This window comes from Sphingobacterium sp. 18053 (assembly GCF_902706145.1).
Classification (GTDB): Bacteria; Bacteroidota; Bacteroidia; order Sphingobacteriales; family Sphingobacteriaceae; genus Sphingobacterium; species Sphingobacterium paramultivorum.
Genome location: NZ_CACSJW010000007.1, coordinates 142,792 through 164,962, shown reverse-complemented (window position 1 = coordinate 164,962; position 22,171 = coordinate 142,792). Strand labels below are relative to the sequence as shown.

21 protein-coding genes are annotated in these 22,171 nt (G+C 37.5%); 10 read left to right on the top strand and 11 right to left on the bottom strand.

All coding sequences use genetic code 11. The features are described 5' to 3' along the window. The first annotated feature begins 43 nt into the window (after window positions 1-43). The 3 genes from GVK91_RS17650 to GVK91_RS17640 all read left to right on the top strand — a co-directional run bounded on the left by GVK91_RS17650 (window position 44) and on the right by GVK91_RS17640 (window position 1,590). On the top strand, window positions 44-316 hold the full coding sequence (locus tag GVK91_RS17650) for a DUF721 domain-containing protein (RefSeq protein ID WP_227550177.1): 273 nt from the start codon (window positions 44-46) through the stop codon (window positions 314-316). A gap of 11 nt (window positions 317-327) precedes the next feature. Beyond that, complete coding sequence (locus GVK91_RS17645; protein ID WP_153846025.1) at window positions 328-891, top strand: Crp/Fnr family transcriptional regulator; 564 nt, start codon at window positions 328-330, stop codon at window positions 889-891. Window positions 892-1,155: 264 nt separating this feature from the next. Continuing rightward, window positions 1,156-1,590 carry an SRPBCC domain-containing protein gene (locus tag GVK91_RS17640; protein ID WP_153846024.1) on the top strand — a complete coding sequence of 145 codons (435 nt, stop codon included), beginning with the start codon at window positions 1,156-1,158 and terminating at the stop codon, window positions 1,588-1,590. A 367-nt stretch (window positions 1,591-1,957) separates the two neighbouring features. Here the strand turns inward: GVK91_RS17640 and GVK91_RS17635 are convergent, their stop codons facing one another. The 3 genes from GVK91_RS17635 to sucC form a co-directional block, all read right to left on the bottom strand. Then, window positions 1,958-2,578, bottom strand: a complete 621-nt coding sequence (locus GVK91_RS17635) for an L-threonylcarbamoyladenylate synthase (protein ID WP_120333498.1) — start codon at window positions 2,576-2,578, stop codon at window positions 1,958-1,960. Between the two features lie 149 nt (window positions 2,579-2,727). Next, the gene (asnS, locus tag GVK91_RS17630; RefSeq protein ID WP_088160265.1) at window positions 2,728-4,173 is read right to left on the bottom strand and encodes an asparagine--tRNA ligase; all 1,446 of its coding nucleotides are present in this window, start codon (window positions 4,171-4,173) and stop codon (window positions 2,728-2,730) included. A gap of 321 nt (window positions 4,174-4,494) precedes the next feature. Further along, window positions 4,495-5,688: an ADP-forming succinate--CoA ligase subunit beta gene (gene sucC, locus GVK91_RS17625; RefSeq protein WP_153846023.1), complete on the bottom strand. Its 1,194-nt coding sequence runs from the start codon at window positions 5,686-5,688 to the stop codon at window positions 4,495-4,497. Between the two features lie 172 nt (window positions 5,689-5,860). Here sucC and GVK91_RS17620 point away from each other — a divergent pair, with 172 nt between their 5' ends. The 4 genes from GVK91_RS17620 (at window position 5,861) to GVK91_RS17605 (ending at window position 8,760) form a co-directional block, all read left to right on the top strand. After that, window positions 5,861-6,511 (top strand): ABC transporter ATP-binding protein, encoded by a 651-nt coding sequence (locus tag GVK91_RS17620; RefSeq protein ID WP_182333244.1) that lies wholly within the window; start codon window positions 5,861-5,863, stop codon window positions 6,509-6,511. Window positions 6,512-6,540: 29 nt separating this feature from the next. Continuing rightward, window positions 6,541-7,020: a hypothetical protein gene (locus GVK91_RS17615; protein WP_153846021.1), complete on the top strand. Its 480-nt coding sequence runs from the start codon at window positions 6,541-6,543 to the stop codon at window positions 7,018-7,020. Window positions 7,021-7,097: 77 nt separating this feature from the next. Then, complete coding sequence (locus GVK91_RS17610) at window positions 7,098-7,628, top strand: HAD family hydrolase (protein ID WP_153846020.1); 531 nt, start codon at window positions 7,098-7,100, stop codon at window positions 7,626-7,628. 127 nt (window positions 7,629-7,755) lie between these two features. Further along, window positions 7,756-8,760, top strand: a complete 1,005-nt coding sequence (locus GVK91_RS17605) for a LacI family DNA-binding transcriptional regulator (RefSeq protein WP_120333605.1) — start codon at window positions 7,756-7,758, stop codon at window positions 8,758-8,760. Between the two features lie 81 nt (window positions 8,761-8,841). On the opposite strand, the gene lpdA (GVK91_RS17600) is transcribed toward GVK91_RS17605, so the two are convergent. After that, the gene (gene lpdA, locus GVK91_RS17600; RefSeq protein ID WP_159730509.1) at window positions 8,842-10,230 is read right to left on the bottom strand and encodes a dihydrolipoyl dehydrogenase; all 1,389 of its coding nucleotides are present in this window, start codon (window positions 10,228-10,230) and stop codon (window positions 8,842-8,844) included. Window positions 10,231-10,475: 245 nt separating this feature from the next. Between lpdA (GVK91_RS17600) and GVK91_RS17595 the strand changes: the two genes are divergently transcribed. Continuing rightward, window positions 10,476-10,775 (top strand): DUF3817 domain-containing protein, encoded by a 300-nt coding sequence (locus tag GVK91_RS17595; protein WP_046674086.1) that lies wholly within the window; start codon window positions 10,476-10,478, stop codon window positions 10,773-10,775. A gap of 144 nt (window positions 10,776-10,919) precedes the next feature. On the opposite strand, the gene GVK91_RS17590 is transcribed toward GVK91_RS17595, so the two are convergent. The 7 genes from GVK91_RS17590 to GVK91_RS17560 all read right to left on the bottom strand — a co-directional run bounded on the left by GVK91_RS17590 (window position 10,920) and on the right by GVK91_RS17560 (window position 20,171). Further along, entirely contained in the window at window positions 10,920-11,324 is a 405-nt protein-coding gene (locus GVK91_RS17590; RefSeq protein WP_153846018.1) for an acyl-CoA thioesterase, read from the bottom strand. 68 nt (window positions 11,325-11,392) lie between these two features. Next, the gene (gene lpdA / locus GVK91_RS17585; protein ID WP_159730507.1) at window positions 11,393-12,799 is read right to left on the bottom strand and encodes a dihydrolipoyl dehydrogenase; all 1,407 of its coding nucleotides are present in this window, start codon (window positions 12,797-12,799) and stop codon (window positions 11,393-11,395) included. Window positions 12,800-13,011: 212 nt separating this feature from the next. Next, window positions 13,012-13,545 (bottom strand): plastocyanin/azurin family copper-binding protein, encoded by a 534-nt coding sequence (locus GVK91_RS17580; protein ID WP_075991088.1) that lies wholly within the window; start codon window positions 13,543-13,545, stop codon window positions 13,012-13,014. Window positions 13,546-13,721: 176 nt separating this feature from the next. Then, on the bottom strand, window positions 13,722-15,323 hold the full coding sequence (locus GVK91_RS17575; protein ID WP_153846016.1) for a response regulator: 1,602 nt from the start codon (window positions 15,321-15,323) through the stop codon (window positions 13,722-13,724). Window positions 15,324-15,345: 22 nt separating this feature from the next. Then, the gene (locus GVK91_RS17570; RefSeq protein WP_200845652.1) at window positions 15,346-15,906 is read right to left on the bottom strand and encodes a chemotaxis protein CheB; all 561 of its coding nucleotides are present in this window, start codon (window positions 15,904-15,906) and stop codon (window positions 15,346-15,348) included. A gap of 6 nt (window positions 15,907-15,912) precedes the next feature. After that, a complete protein-coding gene (locus tag GVK91_RS17565) occupies window positions 15,913-16,722 on the bottom strand; it encodes a protein-glutamate O-methyltransferase CheR (RefSeq protein ID WP_159730505.1) in 810 nt (269 codons plus the stop codon). Window positions 16,723-16,739: 17 nt separating this feature from the next. Beyond that, window positions 16,740-20,171 carry a response regulator gene (locus GVK91_RS17560; protein WP_153846013.1) on the bottom strand — a complete coding sequence of 1,144 codons (3,432 nt, stop codon included), beginning with the start codon at window positions 20,169-20,171 and terminating at the stop codon, window positions 16,740-16,742. A gap of 864 nt (window positions 20,172-21,035) precedes the next feature. On the opposite strand from GVK91_RS17560, the gene GVK91_RS17555 reads away from it, so the two are divergent. After that, a complete protein-coding gene (locus GVK91_RS17555; RefSeq protein ID WP_153846012.1) occupies window positions 21,036-21,554 on the top strand; it encodes an HAD family hydrolase in 519 nt (172 codons plus the stop codon). Between the two features lie 2 nt (window positions 21,555-21,556). Further along, window positions 21,557-22,135, top strand: coding sequence for a nucleoside triphosphate pyrophosphatase (locus GVK91_RS17550; protein WP_153846011.1), 579 nt, complete (start codon window positions 21,557-21,559; stop codon window positions 22,133-22,135). Window positions 22,136-22,171: the final 36 nt, after the last annotated feature.

The following is a 22,171-nucleotide window of genomic DNA, read 5'->3' as shown; positions in this document are numbered from 1 at the left end:
GCAAACTAAAAAAAGCCTAGAATTCATTCGGTCAAGCGACGATATGACGATTAAGGAGGGGGTTGAGCGTCTTCTTGAAGCTTATAAACTACGAAGGAAATTTGATGAAACTTCGATCGCATCTGTTTGGCCTCAATTGATTGGTAAAGCTATTGCTAATCGCACGCAGCAGCTATATGTTCGTGATAAAAAACTGTTCGTACGTGTAGAGTCTGCTGTTATTAAGAATGAATTGGCGCTTATGCGAAGACAAATTCTAGGAAGGGTAAATGAATATGTAGGTCACGTCATTATTGAAGAAGTCGTGATTTTATAAATCCTCCTTTCATGTTAGATCAACTCTTTCGAGATTTTTTCCCTATTTCTGAGGCTAGTGCCTTAAAACTTTTCTCAAACTTCGAGCGTATTGAATTAAAACGAGGTGAATATCTGATCAAGGCGGGCGATTACTCTTCCAATCTGTTTGTGATAGAATCCGGATTAATCCGTCAATATGCTTGGTCAAAAAAAGGAGAGTTTACGCAATGGATAGGTACAAGGAATCATTTTGTGACAGATCTTGCTTCTTTCATTTTTGACAGGGCTTCCATATGGAATTTCCAATGCATTAGCGATTGTACGGTATACCGTTTGTCAAAGTCCGATTACCAGAAAATGGAATCGGAAATTGTGGAATGGAATAAATTTGAGAAGGCTTTTTTAGCAAAATGCTTTTGCACCATGGAACAGCGAATCTCGGATTTTATTTGCCTAACTGCTGAAGAAAGATATGTCCAATATTTTGAACAACATAAATTATTATTCCAACAAGTTCCCCTTCAATATATCGCCTCCGTATTGGGTATGAGCCCAGAAACCCTGAGTCGTATTCGAGCAAAAATAAGTTCTTGATAAAAGTCAAGAGCGAGCTGTCTGTCTTTTTCTAGTTTTGTCCTGTAGCTGTTAACGAACAGTTTGCTTAATGGAGCACGTAACCAAAAATTTATGTATTTATACATTTACACGGTTCATATTAAGCTTGGAGTAGTTTGTTTGCAGTTGTAATAATTGAAATTAAGACGAAACTAGAATAGCATCACATACGCTTTATCGTTATTTGAAGACAGGTGAAGGAGTTTGAGCTATTTTGTCGTTTCAACGATAAAAAGAAGACAAATGAAAAAGATTGAAACGAGTATTCTCATTGATGCAACAGCAGAAGAGGTTTGGCAGGTATTAAGTGAATTTAAGGCTTATTCCCAATGGAGCCCAACAATCAAACGGTTTGAAAAGCAACCGGTAGTAGGAAAACGCTGCAAAGTGCTTTTAGAACAACCAAACGGATTTAAGATCAAAATGAATCCAAAATTCCTTTCTATTGAACAGAATAACGAGCTGCGCTGGAAAGGAGATTTATTCTTTCCAGGTATTTTTGATGGTGAGCATTATTTTAGGTTAGAGCAAGTGGGCGCTACACAAGTTAGATTTGTCCAAGGTGAATTGTTTTCTGGATTGTTGGTTCCTTTTCTGGGAAAACTCCTTATAGAAACAAAGCGCGGATTTGACCTTTTCAACATGGCGATAAAAAGGCGGGTGGAGTATGGTTCTTAACTTTCCACAGGGATCTGTTAGTATAGTTTTTTTATAAACATGCTATTTAACGGATTTGTCGATGAATGCCATCTTATACACATTTTTATGTGTATAACCCCCTAGTTTTACACAATTTGTTATTTTTTTGAATCCTTTCGCTTTGTGTTATTAACAATATGGTGTTGATAAGTGGCTACTTATACACATTTTATGCTAATATGCATATGTCAACAAGTCACTTATTAACATTTATTGTGTTAATAAGTGGCTTGTTTTGTTAATAAGTATGTTGGTGGGAGTAATTTATGCACAAATTACCAACAATGCTGCTGGAGGGAATTTTGCAAATAGGTTAATATGGGGAATTTCTATTGAAAGTTGGTTTTTATAGGAATTGCTCCAAATCACCTTTTCCTTCACGAATAACATCAAAAGTTCCTTCTGTAAGATCAACCACGGTAGATGCGACATTATCGCCATAACCGCCATCTATAACAGCATCAACTAGATCTTCGTATTTTTCGTGAATTAATTCGGGATCAGTAGAATATTCAATAATTTCATCTTCATCGTGAATGGAGGTTGTCACAATAGGGTTGCCTAATTGTTTAACAATTTCACGAACAATATTATTGTCTGGCACACGGATACCCACAGTCTTCTTTTTGGAACTTAGCAGCTTAGGGACTTTAGTTGTTGCGTTAAAAATAAAAGTAAAGGGTCCAGGCAGGGCTTTTTTTAATACACGGAATACGGAGGTATCGAAGGATTTTGTGTATTGCGAAATATCTGTTAAATCATAGCATATAAATGATAGATTAGCCTTTTCTGGTTTTAGACCTCTAATTTCACATACTCGTTCTATGGCTTTTTGTTGCGTGATATCACAGCCAATACCATATACAGTATCGGTAGGGTAGATAATTACACCACCACGGCGAAGAATATCAACCGCCTGTTCTATTGCCTTGGGGTTGGGATTGTCGTTATATATTTTAATGAGCATTTTCTATTTTTGTTAAGTACCTGAATTAGGTCTAATCTCAGGCCCTGTTGTAGGATGTCAATAGGGCAATGGTTATTATCTGCATTCAGATACGCTATATCTAAAAGAACAACAGCCAAAATATTTTGTTTTGGCTGTTGTTCTTTATATTAAAATTCTGCGTTTTTCGGCGTACGTGGGAATGGAATGACGTCGCGGATATTGGTCATTCCCGTCGTGAATAAAACGAGGCGTTCGAAACCTACGCCAAATCCTGAATGTGGTACCGATCCAAATCGGCGCGTATCCAAGAACCACTCCATTTCTTCAGCAGGAATACCAACTTCAGCCATGCGATCGAGTAAGCGATCAAGATTTTCTTCACGCTGTGAACCACCGACCATCTCACCAATACCTGGGAAAAGAATATCCATGGCACGTACGGTGTTTCTTCCTTGCGCATCCGGCTCATTTTGCTTCATATAGAAGGACTTGATTTCGCGCGGATAGTCTGTTAAGATAACAGGTTTCTTGAAGTGTTTTTCAACCAAATAGCGTTCGTGTTCAGATTGTAAATCAGCGCCCCAATCATCAATTAAATATTTGAATTGTTTCTTTTGGTTTGGTTTGCTACGCTTTAATATTTCAACGGCATCTGTGTAGGTAACGCGTTCAAAATCGTTTGTTAATACGAAGTTTAATTTCTCAACAAGATTTAATTCTGAGCGTTCTGCAGCAGGCTTAGATTTCTCTTCTTCCAATAAACGATTGGTTAAGAACTCAATTTCTTCTGGACAGGTTTCCAAAGCGTATTTAATCACATATTTCAGCAAAGCTTCGGCCAAGTCCATATTGTCTTCTAATTCATAGAAAGCCATTTCAGGTTCGATCATCCAAAATTCGGCTAAGTGACGTGTTGTATTTGAGTTTTCCGCTCTAAATGTTGGACCGAACGTATAGATGTTTCCAAATGCCATGGCACCAAGTTCCCCTTCCAATTGGCCCGATACAGTAAGGTTCGTCGGTTTTCCAAAGAAGTCTTCTTTGAAATCGATATCTCCATTTTCTTTGCGTGGAGGATTCTTTAAATCCAGGGTTGTAACCTGAAACATTTCTCCGGCACCTTCCGCATCCGAACCTGTGATGATTGGCGTATGCATATAGACAAAGTCGTTTTCCTGAAAAAACTTGTGTACAGCAAATGCCAAAGCATTACGCACTTTGAATACCGCATTGAATGTTCCGGTACGGAAACGCAAATGCGCAATTTCACGTAAAAATTCTAAGCTATGCTTTTTGGGTTGTAATGGATATTTTTCGGGGTCAGAGTCGCCAATAATACTTACTTCAGTAGCTTTAACCTCAACTTTTTGTCCTTTACCCAGTGATTCTATCAACTGACCTTTTACGCGAACTGCTGCTCCAGTGGTGATACGTTTTAAGATATCCTCAGGTGTATTTTCAAAATCGACAACTGCTTGAATATTATTGATTGACGAACCGTCATTGATTGCTATAAACTGATTGTTGCGGAAAGTTCTTACCCAACCTTTAACAACGACCTCTTTGCCAAATTCTGTGGCATTCAATAGTTCCTTTATTCTTGTGTGTTCCATCTTAATTTTTGGAGATTGACTTGTAAAAGATGCTTTGTCAAAAAAGCAATACAAAAATAAGCTATTCTGTTGGTTTATTGGTTATAAATGTTGATTTAATTCACTTCATGATGGTTCATTATAGCGCATAGAGGAGATATATTTTGAAATAAAGACAGGTGAAAACTCAAAGATTGGGAAATGGCACACAGCTCGTTTTGCGATGAATATAGGTTTGCTAAGAAGAGAACTTTTTGTCTGTGTGGCGAACGATAGGAGGAGTAGAAACAAAAAGCGCAGATTATTTCTAATCCGCGCTTTTTGTTATGATGATTAAAGGAATTAACCTTTTAATACTTTCGTTACCAATTCAGCAGCTTCTTTCAATAAGATTGCAGAATAAACTTGTAAACCGGACTCATCAATTAATTTTTTCGCTTCTTCAGCATTCGTACCTTGAAGGCGAACGATGATTGGAACAGGGATGTTACCGATTTCGCTGTAAGCATCAATTACACCTTGAGCAACACGGTCACAACGAACAATACCACCGAAGATATTAATTAAGATCGCTTTTACGTTAGGGTCCTTTAAAATGATATTGAAACCAGCTTTTACAGTTTCAGCATTTGCAGTACCACCTACGTCCAAGAAATTTGCAGGTTCACCACCAGCTATTTTGATAATATCCATTGTAGCCATTGCTAAACCAGCACCATTTACCATACAACCTACGTTACCATCTAATTTAACATAGTTTAGGTTTGATTCACCAGCTTCAACTTCCGTTGGATCTTCCTCAGTTACATCACGCATAGCAGCGTAATCTGGGTGACGGTACAATGCGTTCTCATCAAGATTTACTTTCGCATCAACTGCTAAGATCTTGTCGTCTGAAGTTTTTAATACCGGATTGATCTCAAACATAGAAGAGTCTGTAGAATCGTATGCTTTGTAAAGAGCGGCAACAAATTTTACCATTTCTTTGTGTGCAGCACCAGAAAGACCAAGATTGAAAGCAATTTTACGTGCTTGGAATCCTTGTAAGCCTACTTTTGGATCGATTTCTTCTTTGAAAATCAAGTGTGGTGTTTTTTCTGCCACTTCTTCAATGTCCATACCACCTTCTGTAGAGTACATAACGATGTTACGTCCTTTAGCACGGTCTAATAATACAGACATGTAGAATTCTTTTGTTTCGCTCTCGCCTGGATAATAAACGTCTTGAGCTACCAAAACTTTGTTTACTTTTTTACCTTCAGGTCCAGTTTGAGGCGTTACTAATTGCATACCAATGATGTCAGTTGCTCTTTGTTTGACTTCATCTAAGTTCTTAGCTAACTTGACACCACCACCTTTACCACGGCCACCAGCGTGAATTTGAGCTTTAACAACAACCCAATCAGAATTGTAGTCTTCTTTCATTTTTTTGGCCGCTTCCACAGCTTGCTCTGGAGTATCTGCTACGATACCTTCCTGTACGCGCACACCAAAGCTCTTTAGTATTTGCTTTCCTTGATATTCGTGAATGTTCATTTGCAAAAATATTTGGCGTAAAAATATAATTTTTTGGGGGATAAGACAAGGGATAAGTTGCTCTTTTATCTATTTTTTGACATTTAGACAAAATAAAATGGCTGGAATAGAGAAATAACAGCTTATTTATTCAAACACGTGGTATCGTAAATTTATTTATCTTTGTCCTATGATGTTACATGCCAAAGGAATTCACAAAGCTTATGGGTCATTACCGATTTTGAAAGGTGTTGATATCGCTGTTGAAAAAGGGGAAATCGTCAGTATTGTTGGTGCCTCAGGAGCTGGTAAAAGTACACTGTTGCACATCATTGGTACCTTGGATAAGCCAGATCAGGGAACGGTTTCCATCAATGGTGTTGATGTTCAAAAATTGAATGCTAAAAAGCTCAGTGCTTTCCGAAATGAACATATTGGTTTTGTTTTTCAATTTCACCATTTGCTGCCTGAATTTACTGCCTTGGAAAACGTATGTATTCCAGCTTTTATTCAGGGAAAGGGGAGGTCCGAGGCGGAAGCTAAAGCAAAAGAATTGCTTGAATTATTGGGGGTTTCTCATCGCATTGACCACAAGCCTGCTGAAATGTCTGGCGGCGAACAACAACGTGTTTCTGTGGCTCGTGCTTTGATCAACGATCCTTCCATTATTTTGGCAGATGAACCTTCGGGTAATCTTGACTCAGAGAATGCAGCGGCTTTACATCAATTGTTTTTTGATCTTAGACATAAATTTCAGCAGACCTTTATTATCGTTACCCATAATGAGGAGCTTGCCCGAATTTCGGACCGAACGATTCATATGCGCGATGGGTTAGTTGTGTAACAGTAATCCAGATTATAATTATATTTTTAATGAAGAAAATACTAATAACTTTCGGAACCAGACCTTTGGCGATGCGTATCGCTAAAAGACTTGGGGCTGATTTCGAAATATTATATGCAAGTTCAGAAGATATTCCCGAATTGCTTTTAGCATCAGGGAAATATGCCAAAATTCCAAAAGGTCTTCTTCCTACTTTTGCACATGAGATACTCAAATTAAGTTTAGACCAAGAGGTTGATTATGTGCTGCCTTTAGGTGGTTTTGAGCTGGAACCATTGTCCACAGCCAAAGTTTTATTTGAGGAATATCAGATTTCAGTTCTTGTCCCCGATAAAGATCTGCTTGAAACTATTCCTGTTATGGAAAATCCGCCTGCTGATTTGCCTTATAGACTCCTGTCAAAGGGCAACAGTTTATTGGATTCGGCGACTTTCGAAAGATCATTGGATGGCTTGTTTGTTGCTTCGGATTCAGGCGAGGATTTAGCGTTAATCTGTGTATCCAAATAGAATCTTATTTTTGTGGCCAGTGTCATTAAGGTTTTAACAATGTCGACACAGCTCTTAATTTTAAGCTTTTACATATCATGATGTTCCCAGAAGAAAAAAAGGTATATGTTTTTGAATTAGATGATGTTGTTTTTCCTAAAAGGGATTACTTACTTCAAGTATATTATCTTTTTGCTAATTTTATAGAATTTACAGAGACTGTTCCGGCTCAAGCACATTTGGTTCAATTTATGAAAAATCACCTTGAGCATCAGGGTGAGAATTTATTGTTCGAACATGCGCAGCAAACTTTTGGATTTGATCAAAAATATAAGGAGAATTTTGAGCGGCTTCATGTCAATGCAATTTTGCCGCTACGGTTACATTTGTTTGATCATATTAATACGCTGTTTAGGCAGTTAAAAGCCGCAGATAAACATGTTTGTATTTTGACGAAAGGAAATCCGCTAGAACAACTCAATAAAGTTAAATTTGTGGATTGGGGTGAATATGGGGATGAGATAAAAGTTTACTTTCTGGATGAACTCGTTTTTAGGGGAATTGAACCACTGGAGTTCCTTGCCCATGAGTTTACCGTAGAAACGACCGCAATTCAATTTGTAGACTAAGTTTACAGTAAGTATCTTTGTTTAATCTACCAACAATAATTGTCATTAAAATCGTCGTCAATATTGTTGAAAAAAAATTATGATTAGGGATATAAAAGCCCTATTTTTATATAAAGCCCTTGGATTTATGAATAAAGTGAACAAGCCTGCCACGATTAAAGAAATTGCCAAGAAGCTGAAAATCAGTCCTTCGACGGTTTCTAGAGCATTGAATGATCATCCTAGTATTGGATTGGTAACAACAATGCGCGTAAAAAAAATGGCCGAAGAATTGAATTATGAACCCAATCAAACGGCTATATTCTTCAAGCAGCGTAAAACATTTACGATTGCTGTTATTTTACCGAGTCTGTCTGAACCGTTTTTTTCTTTCGCCATTAGTGAAATTGAAAATGTTGCATCAGAACATCGATATACTGTGCTGATGGGACAATCACTGGATGACCCCGAGCGTGAAGAGCAGATCTTAAAAACATTTAAAAACCATCGTGTCGATGGGATTTTGATGTCTATAGGTAAAAAGACGACCAATTTAGAATTCATTGAGAAATTGGAAGCGTCTGGTATCCCGATTGTCTTCTTTGACTGTGTGCCTAGTTTACCCAATATCAATAAAGTACAAAGCGATCTTTCTACGGGTATGAACGAAGCTGTGGATGCTTTCGTAGCGCGTGGACATAAAGTTATTGCACTTGTAAATGGGCCGAAAACCTTGCCGGCTAGTGAAGATCGAAAAGTAGCTTATTTATCTGCCATGAAAAGGAATGGGATGGATATTCTAGAAAAGAATATCATCGAAACAGACCTGAGTACGGAAGGAAATGAAAAGGCTATGGATAGTATATTCGCAATGTCTGAGCGACCTTCTGCAATTATATCTTTTAATGACTTTGTTACACTTGATTTGATGAAAGCGGCCAGACAAAAGGGGCTTGTCTTAAATCAAGATATTTTCTTTATTAGTTATGCGAACTATCCGTTATGGCAATATATGGAAAATCCGCCAATGGGACGCATAGAGCAATTTCCGGGAATGCAAGCGCGTAAAGCGGCTGAAATTTTATTTGAACGCATTGACAACACCGAAATTGTCGATCAACAAATCGTCTTTAAGTCGCGATTGGTTATGTAATCGCTATTATCCATTCGGTCATAAAAGTAAAAAGGGGAAAATCGTTAGATTTTCCCCTTTTTACTTTTATTTGTTTTAATACTACAAGTGAATGACTTCACCGTAAGCATCAGCACAAGCTTCCATAATCGCTTCACTCATTGTTGGGTGAGGATGGATCGTTTTAATCATTTCATGACCTGTTGTTTCCAGTTTGCGGGCAACAACAACTTCTGCAATCATTTCTGTAACATTGGCTCCGATAAGGTGTGCGCCTAGAAACTCACCATATTTAGCGTCAAAGATAACTTTAACAAAGCCATCTTTCGCACCAGCAGCTGAAGCTTTTCCTGAAGCTGAGAATGGGAATTTACCAACTTTAATTTCATAGCCGGCTTCTTTCGCCGCTTTTTCGGTATAACCTACAGAAGCAATTTCTGGGGAGCAATATGTACAGCCAGGGATATTATTGTAGTCAATAGGTTCAACATGTAGACCTTTGATTTTTTCAACACAAGTGATCCCTTCTGCTGAGGCAACGTGAGCCAAGGCTTGGCCTTTAACGATGTCACCGATAGCATATACACCTTCGATGTTTGTTTTGTAGAAATCATCTACAACAACGCGGCCGCGATCAGTTTTTACACCAACCTCTTCCAAGCCGATATTTTCGATATTTGGAGCGATACCAACAGCCGATAATACAATCTCTGCTTCGATAACTTCAATGCCTTTTTCTGTTTTGATAGAAACTTTGCTCAACTCACCTGTTGTGTCAACGGATTGAACTTCAGACTTCGTTAAGATGGTGATACCTTGTTTCTTTAAGCTTTTCTCTAATTGTTTTGAAATTTCTTCATCTTCAACAGGAACGATTCTATCCATAAATTCTACGATAGTTACTTTTGTTCCGATTGCATTATAGAAATAAGCAAATTCAACACCGATAGCACCTGAACCAACAACAACTAGAGATTTTGGTTGTTTAGGAAGTGTCATTGCTTGACGGTAGCCGATAATTTTTTTACCATCTTGAGGTAAATTAGGCAATTCACGTGAACGTGCACCAGTCGCTAGGATGGTATGTTTTGCCGAATATTCTTTAGTAGAACCGTCTGCTGCTTTCACATCGATTTTACCACCTTTTTTAATTTTTGCAGTTCCATTGATGACGTCGATTTTATTCTTTTTCATCAAGAACTGAATACCTTTACTCATTCCTTCAGCAACCCCGCGACTTCTTTTGACAATAGCGTCAAAATCAGCCTCACCACCTTGAACATTGATGCCGTAATCAGCGGCATGGTTTAAATATTCAAATACCTGAGCACTTTTCAATAATGCTTTTGTAGGGATACAGCCCCAGTTTAGACAGATTCCGCCTAATGATTCGCGTTCAATAATCGCTGTTTTGAACCCTAACTGAGCGGCTCTAATGGCAGCAACATACCCGCCTGGACCACTACCGATTACAATGATGTCGTAATTCATATAAATAAATATTCTGTAGTTGAGTGTTATAGCTTCAAATGACAAAATATGTGAAGCATATATTCATTCAAAAGTACGCATTTTTTCTGATGAATATGAACTATTTATTGTAAAATTGGCGGTTTCTGATAAAACACTGTCGCTGTTTCTAGGTCAATGTCACATCTTGGTAAAAGGGGGAAAAATAATAGATAAACCGTATTTAGAGTCTTATTTTTGAAATTCACAATACACAGTTTATCATTATGTTAAGAATATTCAGACAGATCGCTCTGTGGGAAGCAATCTCCACCATTTGCTTGTTTTTTATTGCTATGCCGTTGAAGTATTTTGCGGGAATCCCCGAAGCAGTCAAAATAGCCGGTTCCATTCATGGCTTCTTTGTCGTTATCTTCGTCGTCATGCTGATCATGTCAACTGTAGAATACAAGTGGCCTATATTAAAGGCCGTGAAATATTTCTTGGCTTCTTTGATCCCTATTTTTGGCTTTTGGGTGGAATTAGATCTTAAAAAAGAGATCGAGGGAAAAAGACAAAAATCTTAGTCTTTTTCTCTAAAATTCTAATAGCTGAATTTCCGCAAGGAATTGGGTAGAGGATAGATTAAAAGAATACCAGTATATAAGACGAATAAGTGTTTCCGTCGCTAATGAGTGGATATACTAAATTTATAAAGACAGGGGAGATGTTTAATCATCTCTACCTGTCTTCTCAATCCCCATATAAGCATAGGTAATGCTATCTTTTCCGTGAGGAGCGGAGTTACCATCCTCATCCAGGTTTACAAAGACCAATTTATCGATCGATAGAATTGTTTTCCTGGATATTTTATTGCGGACCTCGCAGCGCATCGTTAACGATGTTGTTCCAAAATTAATCGCTTCAATACCCAGTTCGAGAATATCGCCTTGCTTGGCTGAGCTTACAAAGTTTATTTCTGAAATAAATTTCGTAACCACTTTGGGATTTCCTAATTGAACGATAGCATAAATGACCGCTTCTTCATCAATCCATCGCAGTAGTGTTCCTCCAAATAATGTTCCATTGGGATTTAGGTCTTCGGGTTTGACCCATTTTCTTGTATAAAAATTCATCGTATATAGGTATTTATGACAAGGGGGAAAAGTTTCCTTTTCCCCCTTGAATATTCGATATTTATCGCCTAAGCGTGTATTGCTCTGTTTGCTGTAGCTGCTAGTGCCGCCTCTTTGATTGCTTCAGTATAGGTTGGGTGTGCATGACAAATACGTGCGATATCTTCTGCAGATGCACGGTATTCCATGGCTACGGTTGCCTCACCAATCATATCTGCTGCACGAGGACCAATCATATGTACACCTAATACTTCGTCAGTTGTCGCGTCTGCCAGTACTTTTACAAAACCATCGGTGTCACCAGATGCTTTTGCACGACCAGAAGCTTTGAAAGAGAATGATCCAGCTTTGTATTTTACACCTGCCTCTTTAAGTTGCTCTTCAGTCTTTCCAACAGAAGCAACTTCAGGCCAAGTATAAACAACACCTGGAATCAAATTATAATCAATATGTGGTTTTTGACCTGCGATATATTCAGCAACATATACACCTTCGTCCTCAGCTTTGTGTGCCAACATTGCTCCAGTGATCACATCACCAATTGCAAATACACCTTGTACAGCTGTTTCCAGATGGGCATTAACTGGGATCTTCTTACCTCTTTCTTCTACTGTGATGCCGATATTTTCTAATCCTAAGCCTTCAGAATATGCGGTACGACCAACGGCTACGATACAATAATCACCTTCTAAAGTTACTTCTTGTCCTTTTGGATCTTCAGCAGTTACTTTTACAACTTTACCTTTCGCGGAAGCTCCAGTCACTTTATGACCTAAATAGAACTCCATGCCCAACGATTTTTTCAAAACACGTTGTAGTTCTTTTCCTAAGCCACCATCCATTGTACCGATGATAGATTTTGCAAATTCAACAACTGAAACTTTTGAACCCAAACGAGCATAAACTGAGCCTAATTCCAAACCAATAACACCGCCACCAATGACAATAAGGTGTTTAGGTATCTCTTTTAGGTTAAGTGCTTCGGTTGAGGTAATGATTCTTTTTTTATCAACAGGTAAGAAAGGCAATGAAGTCGGTTTCGATCCCGTTGCGATAATTACATTTTTACCAGTGATCTGCTCTGTAGAACCATCTGCTTTCGTTATTTTGATGGTGTTTTTGTCCACAAATGAACCCACACCCTGAAAACTGTCAATTTTATTCTTCTTGAATAAGAAGGTGATACCAGCAGTATTTTGGCCAATGACATCGTCTTTACGAGCAATCATTTTTGCCATGTCTACTTTCAGGTCTTTCAAGCTGATGCCGAATGCATCAAAATTGTGCGCAGCATTGTGGTAATGCTCCGAAGAATCTAAAAGCGCTTTTGAAGGAATACATCCAACGTTAAGACAAGTACCACCAAATGTGCTATATTTTTCAATAACAGCTGTTTTTAATCCTAATTGGGCACAACGGATAGCTCCTACATATCCGCCTGGACCACTTCCGATTACAATTACGTCGTATTGCATTGATTACGTTTTATTTTTTTGTACCACAAATTTAATGATTATTAATGGGATAGGAAATCAAAACTTAAGATTTGTGACCAAAGATCCTTACTTTACATTTTTTTGATAAAAGAATGGAAATTATGCACCTTGTGGAACAATGAATCGGTGCTAGTGGGGTATAAATCGAAAAAAGGATATTCATATTTTGAATATCCTTTTTTACTTATTTGTTATTCTGCAACAATTTTTCCTTGCATGACACCATAGTGACCAGGGAAGCTACAAATAAACGTATAAACTCCTTTTTCAAGTGTAAAAGTGATTTTATCAGTTTCTCCAGGTCCCAATAATTTTGTGTGGGAAACAATTGAAGATAAAGCTGATTTTGGAATATATTCGTCTGCAGCAGCTGCAGCAGCCTCAGCACCAAAAGTTGGAAGGTCAACACCTGGTTTTAGGATAACTACGTTATGTCCCATGGACTCTTTTGGCATAGTACCTGCATTTTTGAAAGATAATTCTACTGGCTCACCCGCTTTTACACGGAATAAATCCTTATTATATTTCATTTGATCGTTACCTTCTAAAGATAAGCTGTTGGAAATAGCTACGTTTTCAATACCAGGCACTGTTTCTGTTGCTTGGCTTTCGGTTGAAGTTGTCGCTTCTGTACTAGTTGATTTTTCAGACTTGTCACTGTTTCCACCACAAGACGCAATTGATAAAGCAACTGCAACTGCTGGTATCATAAAAAGTTTTTTCATTTGAATGATTGTTTGTTTATCTTTTATTTATTGTAGGCATTTCCGCAGCCTTTAGCGGTTTAGTGATGAAGTTATGACGAACGTAATTCCTTTCTGGATGCGCGTTCATGAGAAATAACATCAAAACATCTTGTTTATGTTCTAAAATTAATGATTTCATTGATAAATTGAAACTATCATTTCAATTTTGACAATAAAGTATCAATTGTTTTATATAATTTGATAGGATCGAATGGCTTTCCGACAACTTCATTGGCTCCGGCATCGAGCGCTTCCTGTTGTTCGGCTTGGAGCACAGAGGCTGAAATGGAAATAATCGGCATGTTTGCGATTAACGGATTAGTGTTTCGACGTATTTCCTTGATCGCTTCAAAACCACTCATGAGTGGCATATGGGCATCCATAAACACCAGATCAATTTTTTTCTTATTGATTTCTTCTAATGCAATGAGGCCATTGGTCGCCAAAGTGATTTCGCAATTCCAGCTCTTCAGGATATTTGCCAGCATAAAACTGTTTAATTCATTGTCTTCAGCAATCAGGATCATCGGAAAGTTGAACTTGGGTAATTCTGTATAGAGTACCTGCGTTGCTTTCTCTACCGGTTTGTCTTTGATTTTGTCGAAAGTACATTCAAAGGAAAATATACTTCCTTTACCATATTCACTTGAAGCAAAAACCCGACCGTTGAGCAGTGCAGCAATACGTTTTACAATCGCAAGACCTAATCCTGTACCGCCAAATTTTTTGGTGATACTATCTTCTCCCTGTTCAAACGCAATAAATATTTTTTCCAGGGCGTCTTCTACGATGCCGATCCCTGTATCTATAACCTGAAACCGTAAACAGATGTTATGGTTATCTTCTGTTAGGAGCTGAATTTTTAATACAACAGAACCTTCGGAGGTGAATTTAAAACTATTGGAAATAAAGTTGGTCAATATCTGTTTCAACCGTAATGGATCTGTCAGAAAATAACTTGTGATCCGATCGTCTACATCAATTGAAAAATTGAGCCCTTTATAGTTGGCTTTATCAATAAAGAGATTGTTTAGATCATCTGTAATATCGTGCACTGATGTCGACTCCATATTAAGCTTCATCATGCCCGAATCAACTTTTGAGAGATCCAATATGTCGTTGATAATGGTCAGCAGATTTTGTGAGGCAGAATCCAGTTTATTGATCCAGTTTTCTTGTTCAAAAGTGAGCTGGGAGTTTTTTAGCATCTGTGTAATGCCCATAATGCCATTAATAGGCGTACGAATCTCATGGCTCATATTGGCTAAAAAGGTTTCTTTCGACTTTCTGGCAAGATCGGCCTCTTCTTTAGCTTTGAGAATGGCCTGTTTTGATTCTTCTAAAGCAATGTTTTTCTCTTTAATTTCCTGCTGTATCAATAATTGTTGGACAAAAGATTTTACTTTCGCGATGGTTGCTTCCGGGTTAAGCGGTTTATATAGATAATCCACAGCTCCGCTATTAAGTCCCTGAATGAGGTATTTGTCTTCTTTTGAAATCGCTGTTACCATAATGGGGATAATATGGTTTGTTTTTGGATTCTTCTTTAGGAAGGAAACAAATTCAAAACCATTGATTTCTGGCATCTGCACGTCAACGAGCGCTAAGTCAATATCCTCTTTCCAACAGATTTTTAAAGCTTCGTTGGGATCTGTGCTCGTCACTATATTTATATTTTCGATATCCTCCAGCAGTGCTGTAAGACTGATAATATTTTCAATTTTATCATCGACAATCAATATATTTATCTTCTTCATTATAGCAAATCTAAATACAATTTTAAGTCAATTGCTTGATGTAGTCTTTAATTTCTTGAATGCTCAAAATGCGTTCCTGTGCATCGAGTTGAATAGCTGCTTCAGGCATAATGGGAACTTCAGCCGTCGCAGGGTCTTGTACAAAAGTCGTCCCGCCGTATCTTTTTATCATTAATAATCCCTGTGCACCATCCTGATTCGCTCCAGAGAATAAGATAGCCGTACAATTTTCTTTATATATTTCGGCCACGGATTCAAAAGTCACATCAATTGATGGTCTTGAGTATTGAACAGGTTCCGAGATATCCAAAGAAAAGCTATAGTCTGGTTCAACTAAAAGATGATAGCCAGCAGGGGCAAAATAAATAGTCCCATCTTCTATCGCTTCCTTATCATCTGCAGTTTTTATTTTTTGAACAAGCGCTTTGGAAAGCGTGTCCTCAATACTAGAAGCATATTTAGGGTTTCTATGTACAATGACAATAACGGGTATGCGGATTGGTCGTTCCAATGACTTTAATATATTTAGAATGACACTAAACCCACCTGCAGACCCCGCTAACAAAAGAATTTTTCTTTCCATCACCTACTACCCAATTTTTTGGTAAATATTCTGTTTTTTGTTTACGATCTTAAATTTAGCAGCGTCTTTATAGTTGATTAAAGATTCTTTCGCTCCCAAACATAAGAAGCCCAGATGGCAAAGAGAATGATAGAATAAATCCAGGACTTTATTTTGCAGTTCAGTATCAAAATAGATCAATACATTACGGCAGGTAATCAGTTGAAATTCATTAAAAACGCCATCGGACACCAAGCTATGCATGGAGAAAAGGACATTTTTTTTCAGACTATTATTAATGGTAGCGGCGTTGTACATCGCTGTATAATAATCCGACAATGAGTATTTTGGTTCTGTTTTAATAAAATTTTCCGAGTATTCTTTAACTTTTGCAAGAGAATAGATACCGCGTTTTGCCTTTTCTAACACTTTGCTGTTAATGTCGGTACCATAAATAAACGCACGTTGGTAAAGATTTGCTTCTTCTAACAATATGGCCAGCGAATAAACTTCTTCGCCAGTAGAACAGCCTGCACTCCAGAGTTTTATATGTGGATAAGTTGCGAGATAGGGAAATACATCCGTTTTTACAGCTTTATAAAAATCGGGATCCCTAAACATTTCAGTCACATTGACTGTAATTTCCTGTAGGAAATAGGTGCTGAATCCGGGCTGATTGATCAAATTGGACTTTAGCTCCTGTAGATTGAGCTTGTTAAGTTCCATTATTCTAGTCACACGTCTTTTTAAAGAAGCTCTTGTATAGCCGGACACATCATAGCCGTGGAGATTTTTTACTATATCAATAACTTCTTCCAACTCTTCAAAACTTATCATTGCTACTATTTTATCGGTTAACTCAGCCATACGCGCATTAGGGATATTAATTTGTCAACATCAACCGGTTTACTAATATAATCGTTTGCTCCAACAGCAATTGTTTTTTCTCTATCACCTTTCATTGCTTTCGCTGTCACAGCAATAATAGGAAGGTTTGCAAATTTCTTGTTTGCCCTAATTTTTTCGATAGCCTCATAACCATCCATAACGGGCATCATGATATCCATTAAAACAAGGTCAATCTGTTTATTCCGTTCAAGAATATCTAAAGCTTCCTGACCATTGTTGGCAATTTCAATGTTCATATCATAGCTTTCAAACGCCGTGCTAAGGGCAAAAATATTCCGCATATCGTCATCTGCCAGTAATACTGTTTTGAAAGCTAAATTGTTTTCCGCAATTACAGAGGATCCTGAGTGATTGAACATCGTGTATTCGTGCTTATTGCCGCGAATTTTATTTAAGAATAAATTAACTTCATCAATCAGACGATTATTTGATTTAGCTGACTTAAGGACCATCGCTTGGCTGTGATGCAAAATTTCGGAAGTCTGCTCTGTTGTGAGTTCCATTGCCGTATTGATGATAATGGGTAAATCCTTAAATTGATTGTTCGATTTGATTTCATTCAGGAGTTCAATGCCTGATTTGTCAGGGAGATTCAGATCCATAATGATGCAGTCAAACAATTTCTCTTGATCTAATAAATCGAGGGCTTGTCTCGCATTGAAAGCCTGAAATATCTGAATATGTTGTTCTTCTAAAGATTGTTTGATAAAATCGCTTTGAATTTCCTGATCTTCCACCAGCAGAATTTTTTTCAATGGATGACTAGTCGATGCTTTTATTTTTAAGAATGTTTCAGCCAAAGAGTCTTCTGACACAGGTTTAGCCATAAACCCGATGGCTCCTGCAGAAATAGGTTCATCATGTAAAAATGTTCCTGCCGACATCATGTGCACGGGGATCTCTTTGGTGCTGTCAATTTTTTTGAGGTTACGAAGAACTTCCCAACCATCCATTTTAGGCAACATAATATCTAAGATAATTGCGGCAGGTCGTAAATTTTGTGCTTTTTGTAAACCATCTTGCCCATCATAACTGATGTATACATCGTAGCCATTTTGTTCGGCGTAGTCTTTTAGAATATCTGCAAAAATAAAATCATCCTCAATAATGAGAAGTTTATTGTGTTTTCCATCGTTGTCGATCGACTTCGTTTTTTCGACTATAGGATTTTCCTTCGGAATTTGCGTTGGCGGATTACTTTCTTTTTCGATAGATGTTACTTTCGGGACTGAAATTTGAATCTCCTGTTCTAGCGGGATACTGAAGGTGAAGATACTACCTTCACCAACCTTACTGGATAAGGTTATTTTCCCTTTTAATAAGCTAGCAATTTCACGGCATATTGATAGGCCGAGACCAGTGCCACCATATTTACGGCTAGTTGAACCATCTTCCTGTTTAAAAGCATCAAAGATTAGCTCTTGTTTTTCAGGAGCAATGCCAATACCGCTATCTTCAACCGTAAAAAGAAGATTTTCTGCTTCAGCTTTTATTGCTAAAGAGACCTCGCCCTTTTCACCCGTAAATTTAAACGCATTCGATAATAAATTCTTGAGGACTTGTTGTATACGATGTTCATCACCAATGAATTCCTGCGGTGCATTTACGTCGACATCGAGTAAGAAGTGAATATTTTTCGACGCTGCGGTATCACTGAAAAAATCTTTAATATAATTGACAAGATAGTTCGTGTTGATACGTTCTTTTTGGACGTCGACTTTGCCCGATTCAATTTTTGCCAGATCCAACAATTCGTTAATTAAATGTAGTAGATCTGAGCCGGCACTATGAATAACAGAAGCATATTTTATTTGGTCCTCACTGAGGTTTTTCTTTTTGTTATCCTGAAGTAATTTGGCAAGAATGAGAATACTATTAAGTGGTGTCCGCAATTCATGGCTCATATTGGCCATAAATTCAGATTTATATTTGCTAGAAAGCTCTACTTCCTCTATTTTTTGGGCTATGGCCTGACGGGCTTTTTCCAGATCTTCATTTTGTGCAAAGAGCAATTTTGCCTTCTCGTCCAGCTCATTATTGGTTTGGATAAGTTCTTCCTGCTGTACTCGAAGCTCTTCCTCAGAAGCCTCCAACAAATGTGTCTTATGGATTAACTCTTCATTAGTTGTTCTCAATTCCTCCTGTTGAGTCTCTAATTCCTCCGTTTGTTGTTGAAGTTCCTCATAAAGATCGGCAAGCTTTCCATGAGTTTGGGCTACTTTGATGATAACGGCAATGTTATCTTTTGCTTTATCCAAGAAGTTAAATCGCAGTTGCTCGTCCTTCTCATTGATAATGGGGCAACAAATCTCCATAACACCGACACAATGGCTTTCATAAGAGAAGGGTACAATATAAATCTCAGCTTCTAAGTGATCAGATAATGAGGTCTCTAAGATAAGGTGCTTGTGGTCAATATCTTTTATTTTAACGACTTTATGATTGTTTGCGACTTCGCCCAAAATACCATCGTTTTCCTTAAACGTTCGTTTGATATACTGTGTGGAGGAAATGCCAATTTTGTGGCATAGCTGATATTCCTGATAGTTATCATCGAAAATATAAATAGTCCCACCTAATGCTTTTGTCGTGGAAGCAATAGCATGTAGGCTTATTTCAGCAATTTTCTTGTCTGTATAATCACCGCGTAACTGTTCGTCGATACCGTTAATAGCATTCAAAATCCAGTTATCACTGTTAGTCTGGTCTTGCAATAGTTGGAGGCGGTTATTGGATTCTTGTTGACTTTTCACTGTAGACCTCAGAAATCTAGAGATTGAGGAAATTTTAGCGAGAATATAGAAGAACCCACTTAAGCCAATGGCGATGAAAAGGTAAGTAATGTACTGGGCAAGTTGCAGTTCATTTCGAGACTGTTCTAACCTTTTTGCCCGTTGGTCTAATAGGTCTCTCGACATTAGATCGATCTGATTTAATATTGAGGCCTTTCGCTCGTGAATATTATGGGATATGGATTGAGTTTCCTTTGTATGATCGATATCCTGCTCAAAGTCATAAAATGCAACAATATCTTTACGGATGTTTTCAGTGCTATTTGGTTGAACATGGTAAAAATCATCTTTCAGACTTAAAGATCGTAACAGTTCATCCATTTTTTTTAATTCCATTTTATAAGGAATAAATAGCGAAGCGTCTTTCTTATTCAGGTAATCAAGTTTGATGTCATTTACCTCGTCTACACTTGATTTAATTTCATTAATGATATTGAATCTATTTTCGGCAACACGAACAATACTTCGCTCGTTATTTAAGTTATGATGCAGCGATATGAAAAAATATAGGGCTGAAAGGAAGATAAGCGAAAAAGAAATTATCACTCCTATGGTAATTTGCTTTCTATAATTTTTTCGATCCATGTTAGAATGAGTTTATCGTTTACTTTTCTGTAGGTATTGTGTTTCGATGGTACCTGGGGAAAAAGATATATGTAAAATAACAAAAAAACTTGCTATTCCTAAAATAATCAAAAGTCAGAATAGAAACAAACCTATAAACAGTCAAGGGGCATCCTAAAATAATCGATTACCGCGCAATAGCGATTTTTTGTTACGTAAGCGTAGCTCATAGCATTTTTTGTCTTTTAATTCTGAGTTGCAGCAAGTAGGGATCAAGCAGTGATCAAATTAGGCCTTTTAACAGTACTTGTTCAGTGTTTGTTCAGTGATTGTTCAGTGATAACTCAGTGTAGACTGAATAATCAGTGACTGATCACTGTCTAAAAATTGATTGAAAATTGTTCTTAGCTATATGTTGGTAGGGAGATGGTTCGGTCAAGTCTATTAAATAGAAGAAGAAAAAATGCTTATAAAAACAAAACCCTGATGATGGGCACCAGGGTTCGTTACTAACCAATTATAAACCTAAATTATGAAAAGACTTTTTAAGGGCTTCTAAACTAAATTAGTTGCCGTGTTGTGCCGTGAAAACTAAAAATGATTGTTTTTTTAAATCTTATGCAAGCTTCAAGTAAATAACTCTTCTGACTGCTTGCTGTTAGTGTTTCATAGCGAGATAACCTTTAATTATCTTCTACAAAGATACGGTAAATATACAGTAGCATCCAAATATTTTTGAGAATAAGTTGCTAATACAACTATGTTGTGACACACAAATGATATTTTGGCTTAACTGAATAATTATCTGACGGCCCTGTCAATTAGATCAGTATCGCTACGCGAATTATTACTCGAAATGCCTTACTTTTACAAAAATAAATTTTTATGGTATTGACCGAATTTAAATCGATAAGAGCATTTGTATTGGATGTAGATGGTGTATTGACTGATGGTACTGTACAAGTTAATGAAGAAGGGCATCAGTTACGTACATTTAATATAAAAGATGGCTATGCTATGCAGTTGGCGATCAAGAAAGGCTATCCTATTTTTATTATCACAGGGGGAGGTTCGAAGGGGGTCGAGCAGCGGATGAAAGGTTTGGGAATCAAAGAAGTGTATTCAAAAGTTACTGACAAGCTGTCTAAAATGAAAGAACTTGCTTATGATTACAAGCTTGAATTAAATCAGTTGATGTACATCGGTGACGATATCCCTGATTTTAGCTGTATGAAGTCTGTTGGAGTAGCTGTTTCTCCGGCAGATGCAGTAGAAGAGATCAAGAAAATTTCACATTATGTGTCTGGTTTTTGTGGCGGAAAGGGAGTTGTGCGTGAATTGATCGAAAAGGTCATGAAAGTACAAGGCAATTGGTATGAGGATGAAACAGTAAAAAGTATATAAGGATGTTGAAAAATCTAAAAAATAGAACAATTATATTAGGGTCTCAATCTCCACGGAGAAAACAGCTGTTAGCAGGGCTTGGGCTGACATTTGAAGTCGACGTTCGGGAAACGGCAGAATACGTGGATCCGAATTTATCCGCTGCTGAGGTCGTTCGCCAAATCGCTATTTGTAAAGCGGAGGCATTTGGGGATAAAGACGATTGTTTGGTTATCTGTGCTGATACTATTGTCGTATCGGATAAGGGCGAAATTTTAGGTAAACCCAAAGATGAACAGGAAGCCAGAGCAACGCTAACAAACTTGTCTGGTAAGAAACATTTGGTGTTGACTGCTGTAGCGATCTCATGGGAGGGTAAGATTAGTACTTTCGTCGAAACGACAACTGTTTATTTTTACGAATTAGATGCGGATGAAATCGATCATTATGTTACTAAATTTTCACCATTAGATAAAGCGGGTTCTTATGGAATACAGGAATGGATCGGTTTAATCGCCGTAAAAAAAATAGAGGGAGAATATAATAATGTGGTCGGATTGCCGACGGCAAAGCTTTATCAAGAATTGAAAAAGTTAATGTAAAAAAAGCGGCAAAAGCCGCTTTTTTATTATTCCTTG

Bases quoted from the DNA above. Each gene is read 5' to 3' on its own strand.
- GVK91_RS17650 (WP_227550177.1), top strand. From the start codon at position 44: ATGACGATTAAGGAGGGGGTTGAGCGTCTTCTTGAAGCTTATAAACTA.
- GVK91_RS17645 (WP_153846025.1), top strand. From the start codon at position 328: ATGTTAGATCAACTCTTTCGAGATTTTTTCCCTATTTCTGAGGCTAGT.
- GVK91_RS17640 (WP_153846024.1), top strand. From the start codon at position 1,156: ATGAAAAAGATTGAAACGAGTATTCTCATTGATGCAACAGCAGAAGAG.
- GVK91_RS17635 (WP_120333498.1), bottom strand. From the start codon at position 2,578: ATGCTCATTAAAATATATAACGACAATCCCAACCCCAAGGCAATAGAA.
- asnS (WP_088160265.1), bottom strand. From the start codon at position 4,173: ATGGAACACACAAGAATAAAGGAACTATTGAATGCCACAGAATTTGGC.
- sucC (WP_153846023.1), bottom strand. From the start codon at position 5,688: ATGAACATTCACGAATATCAAGGAAAGCAAATACTAAAGAGCTTTGGT.
- GVK91_RS17620 (WP_182333244.1), top strand. From the start codon at position 5,861: ATGTTACATGCCAAAGGAATTCACAAAGCTTATGGGTCATTACCGATT.
- GVK91_RS17615 (WP_153846021.1), top strand. From the start codon at position 6,541: ATGAAGAAAATACTAATAACTTTCGGAACCAGACCTTTGGCGATGCGT.
- GVK91_RS17610 (WP_153846020.1), top strand. From the start codon at position 7,098: ATGATGTTCCCAGAAGAAAAAAAGGTATATGTTTTTGAATTAGATGAT.
- GVK91_RS17605 (WP_120333605.1), top strand. From the start codon at position 7,756: ATGAATAAAGTGAACAAGCCTGCCACGATTAAAGAAATTGCCAAGAAG.
- lpdA (WP_159730509.1), bottom strand. From the start codon at position 10,230: ATGAATTACGACATCATTGTAATCGGTAGTGGTCCAGGCGGGTATGTT.
- GVK91_RS17595 (WP_046674086.1), top strand. From the start codon at position 10,476: ATGTTAAGAATATTCAGACAGATCGCTCTGTGGGAAGCAATCTCCACC.
- GVK91_RS17590 (WP_153846018.1), bottom strand. From the start codon at position 11,324: ATGAATTTTTATACAAGAAAATGGGTCAAACCCGAAGACCTAAATCCC.
- lpdA (WP_159730507.1), bottom strand. From the start codon at position 12,799: ATGCAATACGACGTAATTGTAATCGGAAGTGGTCCAGGCGGATATGTA.
- GVK91_RS17580 (WP_075991088.1), bottom strand. From the start codon at position 13,545: ATGAAAAAACTTTTTATGATACCAGCAGTTGCAGTTGCTTTATCAATT.
- GVK91_RS17575 (WP_153846016.1), bottom strand. From the start codon at position 15,323: ATGAAGAAGATAAATATATTGATTGTCGATGATAAAATTGAAAATATT.
- GVK91_RS17570 (WP_200845652.1), bottom strand. From the start codon at position 15,906: ATGGAAAGAAAAATTCTTTTGTTAGCGGGGTCTGCAGGTGGGTTTAGT.
- GVK91_RS17565 (WP_159730505.1), bottom strand. From the start codon at position 16,722: ATGATAAGTTTTGAAGAGTTGGAAGAAGTTATTGATATAGTAAAAAAT.
- GVK91_RS17560 (WP_153846013.1), bottom strand. From the start codon at position 20,171: ATGGATCGAAAAAATTATAGAAAGCAAATTACCATAGGAGTGATAATT.
- GVK91_RS17555 (WP_153846012.1), top strand. From the start codon at position 21,036: ATGGTATTGACCGAATTTAAATCGATAAGAGCATTTGTATTGGATGTA.
- GVK91_RS17550 (WP_153846011.1), top strand. From the start codon at position 21,557: ATGTTGAAAAATCTAAAAAATAGAACAATTATATTAGGGTCTCAATCT.